Genomic DNA, 19,796 nt, shown 5'->3' on the forward strand with positions numbered 1-19,796 from the left:
ATTATATGTAATGGGCCAGAATGGCATCCCGTAAGCCTTCTAGGGTGTAAACCTCGGCTTCGAGATCAACCCGCTGGAAAAGCTCGAAGCAAGTCTGGGAAGTTTGGGGGCCAATGGAGGCAATTTTCAGCGGTTTTAATAACGCTAAATCCCCCCCCTGCTGCTGAATTAGCTGCCAAAAGTTGCGCACTGTTTTAGAACTCGCAAAGGTTACTAGATCGATGGTTTGTGCTTCGAGAGCTTGCCACACCGCCGCCGGAATTTGTCGCGGACAGCCCGATTCATAGGCGGACACTTCAACCACCTGGGCACCCTGTTGGGCGAGTTCTTGCACTAGGATTTTTCGCCCGCCTGTTTCGACCCGGGGAAAAAGGATTTTTTGATTTTGCAGCGGATCGGGAAAGTTTTCCACCAAAGAATCCGCAATGAAATCAAGGGGAATATAGTCTGCTTTTAGGTCATGTTGGCGCAAAAATTTTTCTGTTTTTTTGCCGACGACGGCAATTTTGAGCTTACCTAAGGCCCGCACATCTTTGCCCAAGGTTGCGAGTCGCTGGAAAAAATATTCAACGCCGTTGGCCGAGGTGAGGATCAGCCAGTCAAAGGTTTCTAGGGTGGCGATCGCCTGGTCGAGGGGTTCCCAGGTGGAGGGCTCACGAATCTCTAAAGCGGGCATTTCCAAGACCTTTGCGCCAGTTTCCGCCAAAAGTTTGGTAAATTCGCTCGATTGCGACGCAGCGCGGGTAATCAGAATTGTTTTGCCACCCAATGGAGCCGGATCCATGTAATCCTCCCGGAGACTAACTACCTGACCCACAATGATCACACAGGGCGAAAGTTTTTGAACCGTCGCCGTTTGCTTCGTAATGGTCTGTAACGTTCCCGTCCAGACCTGCTGCTCTGGCAATCCCGCCGCCCGCACGATGGCCACTGGTAAATGAGGCGATCGCCCCGCTGCCATCAAGCGCCGACAAATGTCCTCTAAATTGCGTCCCCCCATCAAAAAAACCAAAGTTTCCAATTGGGCTAGGGCTGTCCAATCAAAGGCCTCTAGATCATGGGCTGTCCCCACAAAAAAGCCGCGCCCCAAATCCTTGTGGGTAAGGGGAATGCCTGCTAGCAAAGGTGCCGCTAAGGCCGATGAAATGCCAGGGACCACCTCAAAAGCACAGCCTGCCCCTTGGAGTGCCAAAATCTCTGGGTGCGATCGCCCAAAAATATACGGATCTCCCCCCTTCAGGCGCACCACCCGTTTTGGCGATTGTCCATGCTCAACCAAAAGACGATTAATTTCTTCTTGGGGTGTACTCTTTTGGCCGCCTCGCTTGCCGACGAATAACCGTAAACAGTCCTGGGGCAGCAGATTCAACAGTTCTTGGGAACCCAGGGCATCGTAAATCACCACTTCCGCCCGTTGGAGGATCTCCCAACCCCGCACCGTTAAATAGTCCTTTGTCCCTAAACCCGCTCCCAGCAAAAATACTTTTCCCATGTGCGATCGCCCTAAACCACCGTCAAACCTTGCGTTAAAATTAGATGCTAAGACAAAATCAGACAAAAACACCCCGCAACCGTAACGCCAACACGTTACCCAACGCATTAAAAGATCTATGAACTCACCGATTCAGGCTGTACAAGCACCCTACAGAGGTGGCGGCTCCACCTACAGGACACCACCGCCAGATCTCCCTTCCCTACTGCTAAAAGAACGCATCGTTTATCTCGGCCTTCCCCTGGTCTCTCCCGACGAGTATAAAGATCAAATTGGCGTCGATGTGACCGAACTGATCATCGCCCAACTGTTATTTTTACAGTTTGATGATCCCGATAAACCGATTTATATGTACATCAACTCCACCGGGACTTCTTGGTACGGTGGTGATTCCATTGGGTTTGAAACAGAAGCCTTTGCCATCTGCGATACCCTCAACTACATCACGCCGCCAGTGCACACCATTTGCCTCGGTCAAGCGATGGGAACAGCGGCCATGATCCTTGCTGCTGGCACGAAGGGCTGCCGCGCGAGCCTACCCCACTCGACGATTATTCTCCACCAAGCGCGCCAAGGAGCCCAGGGCCAAGCTTCCGATATTCAAATTCGGGCGAAGGAAGTGATCGAAAACAAACGGACAATCCTGCAAATGATGTCTAAATATACAGGTCAACCCCTCGAAAAACTCGAAAAGGACACTGACCGGATGTTTTACATGACACCCCAGCAGGCCCTCGAATACGGCATTATCGATAAAGTGCTCGAAAGTTCGAAGGATTTGCCGTCCCCCGTACCGGCTCTGTAGCCTTCGTGATTGCTTAAAATCACCCCATTTTTTCCCGTTGTTCAGATCAAGGTAAACAAAATCCATGCCCATCGGTGTACCCAAAGTTCCCTATCAAATGCCCGGTCAGCCCTATTCTGACTGGATCAATATCTATGACCGTTTGTACCGTGAACGGATTATTTTCCTCGGTCGGGGTGTCAATGATGCTTTGGCAAACCAAATTATTGCCATCATGCTTTACCTCGATTCTGAAGATCCCAGCAAGCCGATCTATCTCTACATCAACTCCCCCGGTGGCTCGGTGACGGCGGGTCTGGCGATTTACGACACGATGAAACACATCAAGTCGGAAGTAGTCACCATTTGTGTGGGCTTAGCGGCTTCTATGGGGGCGTTTTTGTTGTCTGCGGGCACGAAAGGGAAGCGCCTGGCCCTGCCCCACTCCCGGATTATGATCCACCAACCCCTCGGTGGGATCCAAGGTCGTCGTCAAGCGACAGATATTGACATTGAAGCCAAGGAAATTATCCGCATTAAGCATCAACTCAATGAATTGATGGCAGCCCACACAGGTCAATCCATCGAAAAAATTGAGAAGGATACGGATCGGGATTACTTTATGTCAGCCCAGGAAGCGTTGGAATATGGCCTGATCGATAAGGTAATTGAAGAACGTCCTTAATGTTTGTCTGATTTTTCAACCTTAAATTCGTTGAAGCATTCTTTCTCGCGAAAGGGTGCTTTTTTATGTGGAAAATCTTTCAAATCTCTATTGTTGAGTAATGAGATTGAGGGCTTGCTCAAGGAGATCTGGGGCGGTGTTATCGAGCCAGTGAATATCTGGATTGGCGCGGAACCAAGTGCGTTGGCGTTTGGCAAATTGGCGGGTGTGGAGGACAGTGTTGGCGATCGCCTCTTCTAATGTCCCTTGACCGCGTACATAATCCCGAAATTCTGCATAACCCAGGGTATTCAGGAGGGGCAGATCCCAACCGTATTTTTTACCCAAGCGTTCAACCTCAGCAACAAAGCCTTGGTCAATCATCTGCTGGGTGCGTTGACGGATCCGTTGATCGAGGTGGTCGGGAGCGCAATCGAGACCAATTTCGAGGATCGAATAAGTCGGCGGATTCTCTCCCTGTTGGCGGCTAATCGGTTCCCCGGTGACATAAAAAACCTCTAGGGCACGGAGGGTACGCACTTGGTCATTGGGGTGAATTTTTCTGCAAGCTTCTGGGTCAAGTTTCTGCAGTAGTTGATAACTGTAGGGTTGTCCGAGTTCAATAAATTGTTGGCGCAGATCCGGTTGAGGCGCAACCCGGGGAATTTTTAAACCCTTGGTAATCGCTTTAATGTAAAGGCCAGTGCCGCCGACGAGTAAAACGGGCTTCTGTTCGGCGTGAAATTGCGCGATTATTGCTTGGGCCTGGGCTTGGTATTCCGCCAAGGTGAGCGTTTCTGTCGGTTCACAAATATCGATCAGGTAATGGGGAATTTTCTGCTGCTCTTCAGGGGTTGGTTTCGCTGTACCGATGTCGAATTCTTTGTAAATTTGGCGCGAATCGGCGCTAAGAATTACCATGTCCAGTTTTTTGGCAAGTTTTAGGGCCAAACCGGATTTACCCGTCGCGGTGGCACCACAGATGACGATGAGGGGGGCAGTCATAAAAAATTTAGGGGATCACCACGCCCTGGAGGAGTTGTTCGAGCTGGGCATTAAGGCGATCGCGGTTTTGGAACTTATCGATGCGCTCAATGATCGTGCCATCGTTGAACAAAATTAAAGTCGGGAGGGTTTTGAGGCGATAGGTATTGGCGAGCTTTAGGTTATCGTCGGCATTAACATCGACCAAAAGAAATTGTCCTTCCCATTCCTTTTGCAACTTCACCAAAAAGGGATGGAGCAAATGACACAAACCACACCAGGGTGCCCAAAAGTTCACCAAAACAGGTTGATTGGCTTCTAAAACAGTCTGGGTAAAATCCGCTTCGGTGATTGATAGAACCATAATTGCCTGTTCTTTTCGCTCACATACTCAATATTATCTGTGGTCTCTTATCTTACCTGTATCGGTCCTGGGGATCATCTTTTTTTCCGTTACCAGGGCACTTTAGCCGTCATCACCATCAACCAGGGGTGCCCCCACCAGAGCAGGGCAATGAAGGCTGTAACACCGACATAGGCAGGCTTGAGGAATTCTTCTAGTTTAAGCTGTTGACGTCCCTGGAGAATCGCCAGAAAGGGAATGATCGAGGTGCGTTCTTTCACCGCCAGAAACGTCTGCCCATAACGGGATCTCAGACGGCGATCGCCATGCCAAACCGCAAAAATATGGTGGGCCATCAAACCAATGGAGGTGAGCAACGTGAAAGAACTGCCGATCCAGAGGGTGTGAGCCACGCACCAAATTAACTGACCGACCATCTGGGGGTGACGGGTGATGCGAATGATCCCTTTTTCGTAGAGATGCACCTGGGGCTGCTTGACCGCCGCAATTTCGAGCAAGTTAAATGTCGAAGGATACAAAAAGAAAAACGAAATCGCCGACAGCCACCACACCGTCGGTTTCACCCAAGCGTCCCCCTGGATTTGCCACAACACTAGGCCATCGTAGCGGTGGTTAAAGAAGTAAATAATCAAACCAGTGGCGAAGGGAATACTCACCAAGGCAAAGAGCACCCGGTATAGGCGAGAACCGATTCTTTGTTCGCCCCAGGGACGCAACGCCGCCAAACCACTATGGGCGATCGCAAAACCGAGCAAAAGACCCGCCATAATCCAGTGACTTGTCGAAAACCAGCTCAAATCCGTCATAATTCCGTCGATCGAAGTATTTTGCTTAAAATTAGTACAGGCTATATTATCCATGAAAAGAGATACGATCCCCTTATTATGGTACTGTCAATCATAAAACCAGCCGTGATCCCTCTTTGTCGTCCCTTTTTGCCGAGGCTATATGTCTGACATTCCATTTACCCTGGATCAACTCCGTATCCTCAAAGCCATCTCCACCGAAGGAAGCTTTAAACGGGCAGCAGATAGTCTCTACGTCTCCCAACCTGCCGTCAGCCTCCAGGTACAAAATCTCGAAAAACAGCTCAATGTCCCCCTCTTCGACCGGGGTGGACGGCGCGCCCAACTCACCGAAGCCGGCTATCTTCTCCTCGATTACGGCGAAAAAATTATTACCCTCTGCCAAGAAACCTGTCGGGCCATTGAAGATTTACAAAATCTCCAGGGGGGCACCCTGATTGTCGGCGCCTCCCAAACCACGGGTACCTACCTCATTCCCCGGATGATTGGTTGCTTCCGGCAGAAATACCCCGATGTGGCAGTCCAGTTACAAGTACATTCGACGCGACGCACCTCCTGGGGAGTGGCTAACGGTCAAGTGGATCTCGCAATCATTGGCGGCGAAGTTCCTTCGGAGTTGCAAGATACGTTGAAAATTGTTCCCTATGCCGAGGATGAACTGTCCCTGATTTTGCCCGTGAGTCACCCCCTCGCCAAGGCAGAAACTATTTATCGAGATGATTTGTACAAACTAAAATTCATTGCCCTCGATTCTCAATCGACGATCCGCAAGGTCATTGATCAAGTCTTAACTCGCTGCGACATCGATACCAAACGGCTCAAGATTGAAATGGAACTTAATTCCATCGAGGCAATTAAAAATGCTGTGCAATCGGGTCTAGGGGCTTCCTTTGTCTCAGTGACGGCCATTGAGAAAGAACTGCGGATGGGTGTGCTGCACCGGGCGCGCATTGAAGATGTGGAAGTACGGCGTATTTTAAGTGTGATCGTCAATCCAAACCGTTATCGCTCCAAGGCAGCGGAAGCCTTTTGTCTCGAAATTTTGCCCCAATTTGCCAATCAGTTGAAAAAGTTTGATTTGAGTGAGCTGATGCCCCAGGGTCTAGAATCCGGTCAAAAATAAGGGTTTGATGGGGATTATTCTCGGCTCAGGTAATGGTAGGGATAACGCCGGGGGGAGCCGGGTTCGGTTTCAAGCTCGAAGTTGACAATTTGCCAGCGGTCTTGGCGATCGCCAGCATCATGAAAAAACACGGGGAGGCCGTATAGGTGGGGCACTAAAGGGGTGGCCGCATAGTCCGTTGGGGTTATGTCTCCCCGTCCAGGGGCCGATTTAAAATCGAGGGTGCGCCGCATTAAGGTTTGGTAGCGTTGGGCGATGGTAATTTTGGTAGCCCGTAACCCCTGGGTGTAAAGGCGATCAAGGGCTTCGTGGATTTCAAAGCGAATGCCGTCAGGATGGGTATGTTGACGGTACCATTTTTCTTCCCAGCGTTTCCATTGGCGACTGGACTGGAGATGGACTAAGGTTTCTGTTTCTGGATCTGCTTCAAAAGCACCATGGCGATCGCAGAGATAACTATCCGTCAAAGTTAACGCTGGAATCATTTGACGACAATGGGGACAGGGAATTTCAGCACCAAAAATAGGGTAATGTAAGCTAGATTCAACCATTGCACTTGTGTCGGTATAGTTGGAATAAAAAATTTTGCTGTGCCGTCCTCAAAGTTGTGTTCATTATATCGGAGATTTTTATTCGCTTCAGTGAGCTATGAACCCAGACCAAAGCCTCTCAAGTTATGACTACGACCTGCCGCCGGAACGCATCGCCCAAACCCCTGTCACTCCCCGTGATCGTTCCCGTCTGTTAGTGCTTGATTCTGTCGATAGCATCCAGCATCAGCATTTTTACCACCTGGTTGATTGGCTACAGCCCAATGACTTGTTGGTGATGAACAATACGAAAGTGATCCCGGCACGGCTCCATGGCCGTAAGACAACGGGCGCTCCGGTAGAAGTCCTCCTCTTGGAAGAACGTTCAGCAGATACTTGGCTGGCTTTAGTGAAACCGGGGAAACGTTTTACCCTAGGGTCAGAAATTTTATTCACTGCGCCCCATGATTTAAGCCAAACCCTGAAAGCAACGGTGGTTGATCGAGACCCAGAGACAGGGGGGCGCTTACTCGAATTTCAGTTGCGGCCAAATCAAACCCTTTGGTCTGTGTTAGACGATTTTGGGGAGATCCCTTTCCCTCCCTATGTGACAGATTCTGAAGCAAAGCCCGACCAGTATCAAACGATCTATGCAGAGACTCCTGGGGCTGTGGCGGCACCGACGGCAGGGCTACATTTTACGCCGGAGGTATTTGCAGCACTAGAAGCAAAAGGCATTGAAAAAACCTTTGTAACCCTCCATGTGGGGGTTGGCACATTCCGCCCGGTGGAAGTAGAAGATATCACCGCCCATGATATGCACTATGAGTGGATTGACGTGCCGGAGGAAACAGTGAAAAAAATCCGGAAAACGAAAGCAAAGGGCGGTCGGGTCATTGCGGTCGGGACAACGGTTGTGCGATCGCTAGAGGGAATGGCCGCCGCTTCTCCTAGGGAATTACAGTCTTTCCAGGGACAAACCAATTTATTTATCTATCCGGGTTACGAATGGCAGGTGGTGGATGGGCTGATCACAAATTTCCATTTACCAAAATCGAGCTTGCTGATGCTAGTTAGTGCGTTGATTGGGCGCGAAAGATTGCTCGACGTTTACCAGGCGGCGATCGCCCAGGAATATCGTTTCTATTCCTTTGGAGATGCGATGCTCATTTTGCCTGAGGCGAAAGTCCTTTAGGGACATTAGGATTGAATCGAAAGTTTCCGCTAAGTGGCGTTATTTACAGTTTGTAGGGTACCAGTAGGAAAATTTTATGAGCGATTTTGCCCAGCAGCTCCTGGATCTGGCACGCCAGGGGGGAGCCGAGTTTGCGGAAGTTTACCAGGGAAGTTCTGTCTCCCACCCCATCACCTTTGAGGCGAATCGCCTAAAACAACTAGAAACGGCTGAATCCATTGGCACTGCACTGCGGCTTTGGTACCAGGGACGGCCTGGGCTAGCGGTGGCCTATGGTGATGTAGCACCACAACTGTTAGTAGAAAAGGCGATCGCCTTGAGCCAACTCCAGGAACCGACGCCCCTAGAAGTCTGCGGGCCGCGCCGTGATATTAATCCTCCCATTGGCACTGCCATGGCCGTGGAAACTCTAGTCGAGAAAGGCAAAGCGGCGATCGCCCAACTGCGCGATCACTATCCCGATATTCTCTGTAGCGGTGTATTCGACTGCGAATCGAGCCATACACTCCTGGTCAATTCCGAAGGTCTCTATTGCACTGCCGCCGATATTTCCCTCAGCTATGGCCTAGAGGTGGAGTGGGTGCGGGGGGATGACTTTTTGGGCATTTATGATGGGGATATTACCCAGGATTCCCTCGATCCAGAGGCAACGGTACAAAGGATTCTGGAGCGTCTCCACTGGGCGAAGCAAAATAGTCCGGCCACCACAGGCAAAATACCAGTAATTTTCACCAGTAATGCTGCGCCCCTGCTGTGGTCAACGGTTGCCGCCGCCCTCAATGGGAAAAATATCCTCGAAAAGTCTTCTCCTTGGAGCCAAGCCCTCGGCCAACGGGTCGCCTCATCCCAGATCAGCCTCTACCAAGACCCCACCGCCAAACCTTACATTTGCCACTTTGATGACGAAGGTACCCTGACCCGCTCTTTGTCCCTGGTGCGGGAAGGTTCCGCCCAAGACATCTACGGCGATCGCCAAACAAGTCGAAGCCTTGGGATTCGACCGACAGGCAACGGATTTCGGGCCAGCCTCGGGCGCTATCCAACCCCAGAGCTCGTTAATTTGATTGTTGCCCCTGGCGCAGGCAATCTTAACACAATTATTTCGCAATTAGATACGGCAATTGTCGTCGATCAAATCCTGGGAGGAGACGCAGACCTTTCAGGAGACTTTTCCGTCAATATTGACCTGGGCTACCAGGTACGACAAGGGCAGATCACCGGACGGATTAAGGATACGATGGTCACTGGCAACGTTTATGAGGCCCTCAAACAAGTTATTCAAGTGGGAGGCGATCGCCGCTGGCAAGGTTCTTGTTATACCCCCTGCATTGCCCTCGAATCTTTGTCTATTGTTGCCTAGAAAATTATCCATTGCCTTTGCAAGCGTGCCTACCAGTGCTGTGTGCTGGCATTTTTGGCATAAAAAAGGTGGGACCACCCACCCTGTACATCCTTGAGAGAAAAACACCATCTTTAGAATACCCTTAGTTGATAAATTAAGTCAACAATATTAAAAATCTTTTTTATTAGCTGTCCAGATGGACAAAAAAAGATGGGGAGAATGCCCCATCTCAGAATGCCTAAGTCATGGTGAAAAGTTAAAAAATTTAGCTGGCAACCAGATATTCACGAATTTGCGATCGCCGGCGCCGCAGATGATTCAGGGCCTGGCGTTCTAGCTGGCGCACCCGTTCGCGGCTGAGGTTCATGCGTTTGCCAATTTTCGCTAGGGAAAGTTCTTTCCCATCGTTAAGGCCAAAGCGCAGAATAATCACTTCCTGTTGCTGGGGGGTCAAATCCGCGATCAGGTCGCGCAAATCCTGTTTGAGCAACTCATAGGTAACGTTATTGTCGGGGGATTCGCCGCTGTCTTCGAGTAAATCCATCAACTCGGTATCTTGATTATCGCCAACCCGGACATCGAGGGAGATTGGGTGCCGGGAAACGCGGAAATATTCACGGATTTGGGCCGGTTCTAATTCGAGGGCTTCGGCGATTTCAGCGATGGTGGCCGCCCGGCCTAGGTCTTGGGCCAGTTGCCGTTGGGTTTTCTTAATTTTGTTGAGCTTTTCGGTAATGTGGATCGGTAGTCGAATCGTGCGACCCTGTTGGGCGATCGCCCGGGTGATCGCCTGGCGAATCCACCAGTAGGCATAGGTAGAGAACTTATAGCCTTTTGTGGGGTCAAACTTCTCGACCCCCCGCTCTAAACCAAGGCTGCCTTCTTGGATCAAATCTAAGAATTCTAGGTTGCGCTTTTGATATTTCTTGGCGATCGCCACCACAAGCCGGAGATTTGCCTCAATCATCTTGCGCTTTGCCCGTTCTCCGATTTGGAGATCCCGTTGGAGTTGCTTCGGTGTCAGTTGAGCGGCCTCGGCCCATTCTTCACGGGTTGCTTCGCGATCAAGGGATTCTTCTAGGGTTTGGCGTTTTTCCTGGAGGGCCATCAGGCGCTGAACCTGTTTCCCATAGACAATTTCTTCTTCGTGGGTTAACAAGGGCACCCGACCGATTTCCCGGAGATAGGTACGCACCATATCCGCAGAACTTTTGCCGTTATTGGGGGCTTGTTGAAGATTTACTTTAGGCATTTACGCTTTAACTCCTTAAATCTAAAGAACGAAGAACTATATGGTGCGGCCCAGGGGGGCAGATACTTTACAAAACAATCATCATGTAGGTCACAATCTAGAACACAAAGAATTTTTCTAAAAAATAAACGACATACCCTTTAACTTTCTTACGCTTTATAACTTTTAATTGAGCGCTCACTACTTTAGACGGGCAACAATCGAAAAAGGTTCAACGATTCATTAAAATCTCAGGGATGGTGAATTCATCGGCGTTCTATACTTAATTCTCCTTGATTGACCAAGAGATTGAAAAGGGGAAAAGATGCGGGATTACCGAACTTGGAATATCGACAGACTCAATTGGAAATATAGTGTCGTTGCAATATGTTATTCAATGCGATAAGGGTGGCCCTTTCGGGGAAAACATCTCTCAAAAATAAGACCTCTATTGCAGTAGAGGTACAGGGAGACGCCCATAAATTAAGACTTTTCACTTCTTATAGTGTATCTTTTCGCGCGAATAAGATCAAGTTCGGTGGGGTTAACTCCACCCAGGGATAGACTTTTTTGCCTATGGCGGCAGTATCCCTTGTGATGATCACTACCGTTTAAAAGATTGAAAAAGAATATTTTTTTGACCAATAAGTCCAGTTTATTCAAAAAAAGACGCTTTGTATACCTTTAACAAAAAGATAATCTCAGCAAAATTAAGGGCATTTAGGCCAGAAACGAAGAACGTAGAAGTATTTTGGCAAGTCAGGGATTTCACCTAAAAATCAACGGTTGATAATCCTTCTCAAAAATAACAGAATGTCCTTGTTAGTCCAGGAAACCGAGGTGGCGATCGCCTTTGGATCAAGATCTATCCCTAGGGTTGCAGAATTTGTGCCGTGATGGGATGGCGTTTCGATTTTTGTAACCCGGTGCGATGGATTAGCCAGGTGAGTAGCGATGGATAATTTTTCCGGCCTCTTCACCCCAAAAAGATCTAGCGGCTTCCCTGGGGCATGGGATGATAGGTTAAGCTGTCTTACGGTCTTTTGCCCCTGATTTTTCTATGGTTAGAATTAACGAAAATTACCTCAAACTTAAAGCAGGTTATCTCTTTCCCGAAATTGCCCGGCGAGTGAATGGGTTTCTAGCAGAAAACCCCAATGCGCCCATTATCAAACTAGGGATTGGTGATGTCACCGAACCATTACCCGCTGCCTGTCGAGAAGCGATGGCAAAGGCCATTGACGACATGGGCGATCGCGCCAACTTTAAAGGCTATGGCCCTGAACAAGGCTATGCTTGGCTACGGGAAAAAATCGCTGCCCACGACTTCCAGGCCCGCGGTTGTGACATTGACGCCTCTGAAATTTTTGTTTCCGATGGTGCCAAATGCGATACCGGGAACATCCTTGATATCTTTGGCAAAGACAACACTATTGCCGTCACTGACCCCGTTTATCCCGTTTACGTTGATACTAACGTGATGGCAGGACATACCGGGGAAGCCGACGAGTCCGGTAAATATGGTGGCCTGACCTACATCCCCATCACCGCTGACAATGACTTTGTCGCCCAAATCCCCACAGAAAAAGTCGATCTGATTTATCTCTGTTTTCCCAATAATCCCACCGGGGCAACGGCGACGAAAGAACAGCTCCAAGCTTGGGTGGATTATGCCAAGGCCAATGGTTCAATTATTTTCTTTGACGCTGCCTATGAAGCGTTTATTACCGACGAAAGCCTACCCCACTCAATCTACGAACTAGAAGGAGCGAAGGATTGCGCCATCGAATTCCGTTCTTTCTCTAAAAATGCAGGCTTTACGGGGACTCGGTGTGCCTTTACCGTTGTGCCGAAAAATCTGACCGTTACTGCGAGCAATGGCCAAGCCGTGCAACTCTGGAGCCTCTGGAACCGCCGTCAGTCCACCAAATTTAACGGCGTTTCTTACATCGTCCAACGGGGGGCAGAGGCCGTTTATTCCGAAGCGGGTCAAGCCCAAATTAAAACACTGATCGATTTTTACTTGGAAAATGCGGCCATTATTCGCCGGGAACTCCAAGCGGTTGGTTTTGATGTCTATGGCGGCGTGAATGCGCCCTATGTCTGGGTTAAAACCCCTGCTGGTTTATCGAGTTGGGACTTTTTTGACAAGCTCTTGATCAACTGCAATGTGGTCGGCACCCCAGGCTCTGGTTTTGGGGCTGCTGGGGAAGGCTATTTCCGGATCTCTGCTTTCAATAGTCGCGAAAATGTGCTCGAAGCGATGAAACGGATCACGACAGCATTCCAATAATGATTCAGTCATTTCTAAACATTGGGTTTAAAAATTGACTGTTAATCTTCTGAGGCGCACCGGAGTGCGTCTTTTTTGTGACCTTTACCAGAACATGGGAGAGTGTGGGCGCAAAATATCGCGGACTGTCCGCTGGAGAGACAGGTGATTCATCATAAAAGTGTGCAGTACTGGTAATTGGATCACAGGATCTGCTGGAGAAAGGCGTGTTTCTTCTAGGGCAACAATGCCATCATTAAATTCTTCGCCAAAGGGACTTAAGCTCCCCCTGGGGCCACCGACGCCAGCAATTACCGTGTAGGGTGCATCTAAATTGGGGAGAGCCTTGTAAAAAGCCGGATCTGTTAAATTAAACCCACATTGGCCTGTCCACCAGCGAAAAGGAGGCAATTGCCAAGCCCAAGCCGCTAAACGAGGTGGTTGGTTCGGGGTGCCCAACATCACTACATGTTCTGGGTCTGGGGTTTTCGGGCAAGTGAGGGCAGCCCGCGTCAGGACTCCTCCCAAGGAATGGGCCACGATACTGTATTTTCCGGTTTTGGCGATCGCCTGAATTCTTTGGCGGAGCCGCACCACAATCTGTTCAAAACTTTCCATAGCCGCAAAATAGCCAAACTGCTCCGTTGCCCAACCATGGCGCTCCAAATATTGAGCTAACCCCAGGAGAGAAAAGGGCGTTCGGCTGAGGCCGTGAATACATAAAATTTTCATTGATTACACTGCACAATCGCCGCTCATAATACAAAAACCCTAGGCGGCAGGAATTGTTTTTCTGATCCAATGGTAACGTTTTTGGAGCCACTGGTACGACACCAAATTCAATAAAAGACCAATCCCTAAGAGTAACGTCATCAACACAAGCTGATACCAGGGAGCTTGCACCACAATGTCTGCGATCAAATGGCCCACATTTAGCACTGAATATAATACAGTCACCAAAAAATGTAGTCGCCGAAACCCTTTACTGTTGGTGAAAGTCGTCAAAATGATCAACACCATGGGGATGGTGAAGAAAAAAAGCATAAACCCGAAAACGAGATCTAGGTTGCCTCCAGCATGAGAGTGCTCCACCGCCTGGTCATGGAACAGAGGCATCAATCCCAAGTCCGTATGAAACAAGGTTCCCAAAAGAAAAGCGATCCAAAGGGCGTTGATCTGTGTCGGGTAGCGATTCGCCATTATCCTAAGCTCCACCATGGCCACTTGCCTCAGTCATAGCACTGCCGCACCAACCTAGCCAAGGGAGCATTTACCAAACATTACGCAGGGGCTAATTCCGAAAGTCCCCACCAGATTGAGTGAGGACTTTGATTAGATTCAATGTCTGGGACTAAGCATTTAAAGCGCGGTAGGCGGCTTGTACTTCGGTGATCGTAAACAAGCTAGAAAATTTGAGATTTTGGCTAGCGTAAAATTCGGCCCCTCCCTGCTGACGGTCAACAAGGGCAATAATTTCTTCTACTTGGTAACCGGCATCCCGGAGACGCTCAACGGCTTGGGCGGCGGACTGTCCAGTGGTCACAACATCTTCAAGGACAACCACTTTCGCGCCTGGGGTAAGGGATGGCCCTTCGATATAGGCTTGGGTGCCGTGGCCCTTTGCTTTTTTGCGAATAATCAGAGCCGGAATGGGACAATTTTCGTAGGCTGACACAACACTGACGGCGCTAACAATCGGGTCAGCCCCTAGGGTTAAACCAGCGACAGCAGCAACATCTTGATCGAGCTGAGCAAGGATGAGACGACCGATGAGGAGCGCTCCCATTGGGGTGAGGGTGACCAATTTCCCGTTGATATAGTAGGTGCTTTTTTGTCCGGAAGAGAGGGTGAAGTCGCCTTCTTTATACGCATCTGTGGCGATTTGATTGAGGAGTGTTTGTCTGAGGGTAGCTTGATCAGCGGTCAGGAGGTCAGAAAGGGCAGGCATGGTTGTATATGAAGTTCAGTACAGAGAAAACTTGACCAATTGGGTTTTGTGAGCAAAGATGCTGGTAAAGATTTGACTTATGGATGTAATGCCATGAAAAAATGGTTTCATCATTTAACCACAGTTTTTGTGGTAGGTGCGGCGGTACAGGGAATTGGCCAAGGGGCGATCGCCCAAACGTATCTAGAGGGAAGATACCCCACTTACCCAGAACATACAAATGATGTATTTACCCGCGCCCTCTACTACGAGTTGCAGGATACCTTTGCGAGCTTTAGCACGGGCCAAGTACTCAATGATTATTTTGGTGTTTCCCCCTTTGGCTTAAATGGGGCAGGCTATCCCGAACAACGGGCAAAACGAGATATCAAAAAAATCGATATTCTTTACCGGGATATTTTGTTGCAACAGGTAGACAGTGACCCGGTGCTGCGTACCCAGGATTTGCCGAATCCGTTTAACTCTTCCCTGCAAACGGAAGCTGCCTTCGACTACAACATGGGTTATTAGGGCGCAATAACATTCACCCAAGCGGCAATGCTCCCAAACGAAAGGCGATCGCCTTTGGGGCGTTTTCTTTCGCAACCTTAAATTTGCAAATTTGAAGCTCGAAAACTTATCTGAAAGTCCAGGGTGCAGGAGTTGAACCTGCCTGGGACGAATTATGAGTTCGTTGCCTAAACCGCTCGGCCAACCCTGGCAAATTTGTTGGGGCGATTTTGCCCACAGGCTATCATAGTACAATTTCTTCTTTTCCTTAACTGTTCCCTCGGCGATCGCCCATGAAGTTTCAAACGACCCTGGCTTTTACTTTCCTGCTCCTACTGGCGATGTTTGGTGCTGGAACCGTGAGTGCCCTCTATGGCTTTACCGTCGGTTACGAAGCCCTCAAAGGTGTCAAGCAACCCGAAGGAAATCCGAGTCAGCAACTGATTCGTAGCCGTCAGCCAGACAATAGCGAAGCAGATCCCGCCGAAAATTTAGAATTTGTGTCCGAGCGATCAATCATTGTCTCCGTTTATGATCAGATCCAGGCCCAAGAAAAGGAACTCCAAAAGGCCACCCCGGCAGCAACACCGCAAAAGGACGCCTTTATTGAGGAACAACCTGCAGAAACCGCCGACCAAAAAACCTTTCCCCTCAGCACCAGTGCAGACGATGTCACTTTAGAAATTGTAAGCGGCCAACTTTCTGGCAACGATTGGCTTATGGAAGTAAACCTGCAAAATAATGGCCAGGAAGCGGTGAATTTTTTGTATAACTTCCTTGAAATTAAAACCGAAACGGGACGATTGTTAAGTACCCAAATGGATGGCCTCCCCAACGAAATCCCTGCAAATCGGCAAAAGTATGCTGGCACCATTCGGATTCCGGCGGTGATCCTGGATGAGACGCAAACCCTGTCGCTCCAACTTCAGGACTATCCAGACCGGGAAATTTCCCTAGAACTTTCTCAGATTCCAGTGATACGTTAGGTAGAAACAGTACGCCTGCAAGGGTTATAGCGCAATTCCATGTTATCGAGCGGTGAAATTTTAGTCCGATTATTGTCTGTGTTGTTGTTGATCGCAATTAATGCTTTTTTTGTGACCGCAGAATTTTCGATTGTCTCGGTGCGGCGATCGCGCATTAGTCAACTCATTGCGGAGGGGGATCTCCAGGCCAAGATGGTGCAAGCCCTCCAGTCCCGTTTGGAACGCCTCCTCTCGACGACCCAATTGGGGATTACCCTCTCTAGTTTGGCCCTGGGCTGGATTGGTGAAGATACCATGGCGACGGTTATTGCTCAATTTCTGGTGGGATTGCCTCTCCCCGACGACTGGATTCAACCCTTTGCTGTTTCTATTTCGATCCCTTTTGCTTTTTTCTTAATTGCTTATTTGCAGATTGTCTTGGGGGAACTCTGTCCTAAATCCTTGGCTCTCTCCCATGCCGAAGAAATGGCCCGCTGGTTGGCCCCTCCCAGTTTGGCGATCGCCCGAATTTTTAAACCGTTTATTTGGATCTTGAATCAATCTAACCGTCTCCTGTTGCGCCTTGGGGGCATTGCGCCGATTCAGCAGGGGCTTTGGTATGACCGACTGACACCAGAGGAACTCCAACTGATTATCACCACCGAACAAGAATCCATGGGCCTAGAGGCGGAGGAACGGGAGCTTTTAAGTAATGTCATTGAATTTGGTGATGTGGTTGCCGAAGAAATTATGACGCCCCGCACCAAAATCCATGCGATCGCCAACGGCGCGACCCTCGGCAAACTGTTGCAAAAAGTCAGCCAGACCAATCACTCCGCCTATCCCGTCTACGGAGAATCCATCGATGACATTGTCGGTTTTGTGCGCTTCCGGGATTTTGCCAAACCCTTAGCCGCCGGAGGGATGAATCTCAATACAGCCATTAATCGCTGGGTAAAGCCTATTCCCTTCGTCGCAGAGGGTACCCCGATCGCCGACCTCTTACCGAAAATGCAGCGCACCAAACAACCGATGGTCATGGTAGTAGACGAATTTGGTGGTACCGCTGGGCTTGTCACCCTCAAAGATATTATTAATGAAATTATTGGCGATGAACTCGACAGTCATCCCAATGCGCCACTCCATTTCAAGGCTTTAGATCGACAGACTTTCCTGGTCGATGCCCAAATTGATCTCGAAGAACTCAATGATCTGCTAAGTATCGAATTGCCCTACACCGACGATTACCAAACCCTCAGTGGCTTTTTGCTCTACCAATGGCAAAAAATCCCAGAAACGGGTGAAGTCTTTCACTTTGAAGACCTGAAATTTCAAGTGATGGGTATTGACGGCCCCCGCCTCCAACAGGTCAAGATCACCCGCGACCCTTCTGATATTGAGGCGATCGCCGAATTTGATTTTCCTCCAGAGCCAGAGGACCATCCAGACATGGAAGAAATCCTTGGCCCCGACTTTAAACCCAGCGGCGGAACCGACTAAGACTGATCCTGGGACTCTTTTTTCTGCAAATCTGGAATCAGATCCGGGCGTTTGGCATCTTCCCAACCCGAAGGCCGCTTGGAATTAAAAAAGGCGATCAGACCAATGGATACTGCTGCCACAAAGCCCACCACGTAAACGAGGGTAAAGTATAAAGGAAAGGGTTGGCCAGCAACCGCCAAAAAGAGGGAATGAGAATCGGACATAACTTCTTGATCGTTACAATTCGTTACAAGCTTACCAAGAAACGGGTCTCTGCCTAGATCCGTCCCCGGAGCATCATCGCCATTTCGTTGGGCGTCGGCGATTTTTCTAGGGCGATTTCCTCTGTAATCCGACCTTCTTGGTAGAGGTTAAACAACGACTGATTCATGGTGACCATGCCATCAAATTCGCCATTTTGCATCAGTTCAAGCATTTTGTCGTACTGACCGCTAACGATGTAATCTTTCATGGTTTCGGTATTCACCAAAATGTCATGGTAAGCCGCCCGCTTTCCATCGGTGGTACGGCATAGGCCTTGGGCGATAACAGAAACCAAGGATTCGGCGATCGCCACCTTCATCGCATTCTGCTCATCTGCACTGTAGAGATTAAGAATCCGTTCAATGGTTTTAATCGCACTGTTGGTATGGAGCGTTCCCATGACAAGGTGCCCCGTTTGCGCTGCTTTGAGGGCCGTATTAACCGTTTCTTTATCCCGCATTTCCCCAACCAGGATGATGTCTGGATCTTCCCGGAGGGCCGCTTTGAGCGCATTATCAAACTTTAGGGTGTGCATCCCCACTTCCCGGTGCTTGATTAGAGATTTTCGACTTTGGTGGACAAATTCAATCGGATCTTCAATGGTGATGATGTTCTTTGGGTGGGTTTTGTTGATGTAGTCCACCATTGCCGCCATGGTTGTGGATTTACCCGAACCCGTTGGCCCTGTAACCAGAACGAGGCCTTTTTCTGCATCAGAAATATTCTTAAAGATGGGTGGTAGGCGCAACTGCTCCATGGTCAAGATTTTGAGCGGAATCAAACGCAAGACCAACGAGGGGCCATTTAGAGAATCAAAAATATTGATCCGCACCCGCGCGAATTCGTATTGGGTTGCACCATCAAAATCAAGGGTGTCCTTAAAGCGTTGGATTTCCTGTGGCTTAAGCACTTCATGCAGCCAAGCATAAAACGTATCTTGGTCAGTCACCGGATATTCAGTGATCACCATTTCCCCCCGATCACGATACCGAGGCACTTCCCCGACCCCAAGGTGCACATCAGAAAATCCTTCTTTGTGAGCCCTGGTAACCAGTTCCTTTAAACTCGGTTGCCCTGGCCCCCGTTGGGGAATTCGTTCGGCATTGGCCCCTAAATATTGTCGAGGTGGCGTAGGTAAAGGCGGTGGGGGCGGCATCCGTTGCAGCGGCGGTGGCGGAGGTGGGGAGGCCGGGCGACGTTGTTGGGGTTGGGCCGTGGGCTGGGGACGCCGCTGTTGGGGCATCACAATTTGTGTTTCATCCGCCGAAACAGCAGGTTGGGGCCGTGCAGAGATAATTTGGGTTGCCTCGCTGGCAGGGGGAACGGGAGGACGGGAGCCCGCAGAACGGTTCGGAGGCATGGAATCACTCATAGGTATCTTTCCGCAATGGAGGGGACTGAAAATGAGGGGACTGAAAATGAGGGGACACCCTGGTGTTGTGTGGGTTTAACCGGGGAATTTTGCCTAAATTTATTGGCTGACTTTCCCTATGGTAACTTGAAATCTTCGCTCTGCTAAAGGGGAAATGCTGCGGGCGATCGCCTTTATCCTGACCCAAAAATCAAAGATCGCGTCCTTCATCTTTAACGATTTGCCACCAACACAATCTCCAGCTCTATCTAGGGATCTTTTGTCACAACATTTCTACTGTTTTCTGGGGCAGTCCCCAAGGAGGAAACAATCTCTTTTAAACCGAGCATAAATACCCATGACTTGATGTAAATTAATGTAACAGAATCTCAGGTGTCAGGGCAAAGTTTTGACGACGAAAAAGCGTTTAATAGCAGTCCAGAAACGGCTTTTTATCACCTGAGTATAAATAACTATTTCTAATGACCTAGAGGGAGCAAAAGACTTGAA

20 protein-coding genes and 1 tRNA gene are annotated in these 19,796 nt (G+C 49.3%); 9 read left to right on the forward strand and 12 right to left on the reverse strand.

Features of this window, described 5'->3' with window-relative positions; genetic code table 11:
* Nucleotide 1 precedes the first annotated feature (1 nt).
* Complete coding sequence (gene cobA, locus AACR41_RS13690) at nucleotides 2–1,492, reverse strand: uroporphyrinogen-III C-methyltransferase (protein ID WP_030006287.1); 1,491 nt, start codon at nucleotides 1,490–1,492, stop codon at nucleotides 2–4.
* Between the two features lie 118 nt (nucleotides 1,493–1,610).
* On the opposite strand from cobA, the gene AACR41_RS13695 reads away from it, so the two are divergent.
* Nucleotides 1,611–2,297: an ATP-dependent Clp protease proteolytic subunit gene (locus tag AACR41_RS13695; RefSeq protein WP_012306815.1), complete on the forward strand. Its 687-nt coding sequence runs from the start codon at nucleotides 1,611–1,613 to the stop codon at nucleotides 2,295–2,297.
* A gap of 64 nt (nucleotides 2,298–2,361) precedes the next feature.
* Complete coding sequence (locus AACR41_RS13700) at nucleotides 2,362–2,961, forward strand: ATP-dependent Clp protease proteolytic subunit (RefSeq protein WP_012306816.1); 600 nt, start codon at nucleotides 2,362–2,364, stop codon at nucleotides 2,959–2,961.
* A gap of 87 nt (nucleotides 2,962–3,048) precedes the next feature.
* Here the strand turns inward: AACR41_RS13700 and miaA are convergent, their stop codons facing one another.
* The 3 genes from miaA to AACR41_RS13715 form a co-directional block, all read right to left on the reverse strand.
* Nucleotides 3,049–3,945, reverse strand: a complete 897-nt coding sequence (gene miaA, locus AACR41_RS13705; RefSeq protein WP_030006288.1) for a tRNA (adenosine(37)-N6)-dimethylallyltransferase MiaA — start codon at nucleotides 3,943–3,945, stop codon at nucleotides 3,049–3,051.
* 7 nt (nucleotides 3,946–3,952) lie between these two features.
* Nucleotides 3,953–4,288: a thioredoxin family protein gene (locus AACR41_RS13710; protein ID WP_030006289.1), complete on the reverse strand. Its 336-nt coding sequence runs from the start codon at nucleotides 4,286–4,288 to the stop codon at nucleotides 3,953–3,955.
* Nucleotides 4,289–4,377: 89 nt separating this feature from the next.
* Complete coding sequence (locus AACR41_RS13715) at nucleotides 4,378–5,094, reverse strand: NnrU family protein (RefSeq protein WP_030006290.1); 717 nt, start codon at nucleotides 5,092–5,094, stop codon at nucleotides 4,378–4,380.
* A 142-nt stretch (nucleotides 5,095–5,236) separates the two neighbouring features.
* Between AACR41_RS13715 and AACR41_RS13720 the strand changes: the two genes are divergently transcribed.
* Nucleotides 5,237–6,217, forward strand: coding sequence for a LysR family transcriptional regulator (locus AACR41_RS13720; RefSeq protein WP_012306820.1), 981 nt, complete (start codon nucleotides 5,237–5,239; stop codon nucleotides 6,215–6,217).
* A gap of 14 nt (nucleotides 6,218–6,231) precedes the next feature.
* On the opposite strand, the gene AACR41_RS13725 is transcribed toward AACR41_RS13720, so the two are convergent.
* Entirely contained in the window at nucleotides 6,232–6,768 is a 537-nt protein-coding gene (locus AACR41_RS13725; RefSeq protein WP_030006291.1) for a TIGR02652 family protein, read from the reverse strand.
* 97 nt (nucleotides 6,769–6,865) lie between these two features.
* Here AACR41_RS13725 and queA point away from each other — a divergent pair, with 97 nt between their 5' ends.
* Entirely contained in the window at nucleotides 6,866–7,942 is a 1,077-nt protein-coding gene (gene queA, locus AACR41_RS13730) for a tRNA preQ1(34) S-adenosylmethionine ribosyltransferase-isomerase QueA (protein ID WP_030006292.1), read from the forward strand.
* Nucleotides 7,943–8,018: 76 nt separating this feature from the next.
* A complete protein-coding gene (locus AACR41_RS13735; RefSeq protein WP_030006293.1) occupies nucleotides 8,019–9,302 on the forward strand; it encodes a TldD/PmbA family protein in 1,284 nt (427 codons plus the stop codon).
* A 247-nt stretch (nucleotides 9,303–9,549) separates the two neighbouring features.
* On the opposite strand, the gene AACR41_RS13740 is transcribed toward AACR41_RS13735, so the two are convergent.
* Nucleotides 9,550–10,536 carry an RNA polymerase sigma factor, RpoD/SigA family gene (locus AACR41_RS13740; protein WP_012306824.1) on the reverse strand — a complete coding sequence of 329 codons (987 nt, stop codon included), beginning with the start codon at nucleotides 10,534–10,536 and terminating at the stop codon, nucleotides 9,550–9,552.
* Between the two features lie 1,039 nt (nucleotides 10,537–11,575).
* On the opposite strand from AACR41_RS13740, the gene AACR41_RS13745 reads away from it, so the two are divergent.
* Nucleotides 11,576–12,808, forward strand: coding sequence for an LL-diaminopimelate aminotransferase (locus AACR41_RS13745; protein ID WP_030006294.1), 1,233 nt, complete (start codon nucleotides 11,576–11,578; stop codon nucleotides 12,806–12,808).
* 84 nt (nucleotides 12,809–12,892) lie between these two features.
* Here AACR41_RS13745 and AACR41_RS13750 read toward each other — a convergent pair whose 3' ends face one another.
* The 3 genes from AACR41_RS13750 to pyrE all read right to left on the reverse strand — a co-directional run bounded on the left by AACR41_RS13750 (nucleotide 12,893) and on the right by pyrE (nucleotide 14,735).
* Nucleotides 12,893–13,519, reverse strand: a complete 627-nt coding sequence (locus AACR41_RS13750; RefSeq protein WP_030006295.1) for an esterase/lipase family protein — start codon at nucleotides 13,517–13,519, stop codon at nucleotides 12,893–12,895.
* Nucleotides 13,520–13,558: 39 nt separating this feature from the next.
* Complete coding sequence (locus AACR41_RS13755; RefSeq protein ID WP_315862013.1) at nucleotides 13,559–13,990, reverse strand: hypothetical protein; 432 nt, start codon at nucleotides 13,988–13,990, stop codon at nucleotides 13,559–13,561.
* Nucleotides 13,991–14,138: 148 nt separating this feature from the next.
* Nucleotides 14,139–14,735, reverse strand: coding sequence for an orotate phosphoribosyltransferase (pyrE, locus tag AACR41_RS13760; RefSeq protein ID WP_012306828.1), 597 nt, complete (start codon nucleotides 14,733–14,735; stop codon nucleotides 14,139–14,141).
* Nucleotides 14,736–14,828: 93 nt separating this feature from the next.
* Between pyrE and AACR41_RS13765 the strand changes: the two genes are divergently transcribed.
* Nucleotides 14,829–15,245, forward strand: coding sequence for a hypothetical protein (locus tag AACR41_RS13765; RefSeq protein WP_052349607.1), 417 nt, complete (start codon nucleotides 14,829–14,831; stop codon nucleotides 15,243–15,245).
* 117 nt (nucleotides 15,246–15,362) lie between these two features.
* Here the strand turns inward: AACR41_RS13765 and AACR41_RS13770 are convergent.
* Nucleotides 15,363–15,435 (reverse strand) — tRNA-Ile (locus tag AACR41_RS13770).
* An 82-nt stretch (nucleotides 15,436–15,517) separates the two neighbouring features.
* On the opposite strand from AACR41_RS13770, the gene AACR41_RS13775 reads away from it, so the two are divergent.
* Both AACR41_RS13775 and AACR41_RS13780 read left to right on the forward strand, forming a co-directional pair.
* Nucleotides 15,518–16,210, forward strand: coding sequence for a hypothetical protein (locus tag AACR41_RS13775; RefSeq protein ID WP_012306830.1), 693 nt, complete (start codon nucleotides 15,518–15,520; stop codon nucleotides 16,208–16,210).
* Between the two features lie 39 nt (nucleotides 16,211–16,249).
* The gene (locus tag AACR41_RS13780; protein WP_045441530.1) at nucleotides 16,250–17,689 is read left to right on the forward strand and encodes a hemolysin family protein; all 1,440 of its coding nucleotides are present in this window, start codon (nucleotides 16,250–16,252) and stop codon (nucleotides 17,687–17,689) included.
* Here the strand turns inward: AACR41_RS13780 and psb35 are convergent.
* Both psb35 and AACR41_RS13790 read right to left on the reverse strand, forming a co-directional pair.
* A complete protein-coding gene (gene psb35, locus AACR41_RS13785) occupies nucleotides 17,686–17,895 on the reverse strand; it encodes a photosystem II assembly protein Psb35 (protein ID WP_012306832.1) in 210 nt (69 codons plus the stop codon). The two genes, AACR41_RS13780 and psb35, sit on opposite strands and share 4 nt — an antisense overlap.
* A 53-nt stretch (nucleotides 17,896–17,948) precedes the next feature.
* Nucleotides 17,949–19,307 carry a type IV pilus twitching motility protein PilT gene (locus AACR41_RS13790; RefSeq protein WP_030006299.1) on the reverse strand — a complete coding sequence of 453 codons (1,359 nt, stop codon included), beginning with the start codon at nucleotides 19,305–19,307 and terminating at the stop codon, nucleotides 17,949–17,951.
* Nucleotides 19,308–19,796 lie beyond the last annotated feature (489 nt).

It is taken from the genome of Picosynechococcus sp. NKBG042902, from assembly GCF_963864045.1.
Classification (GTDB): domain Bacteria; phylum Cyanobacteriota; class Cyanobacteriia; order Cyanobacteriales; family MRBY01; genus MRBY01.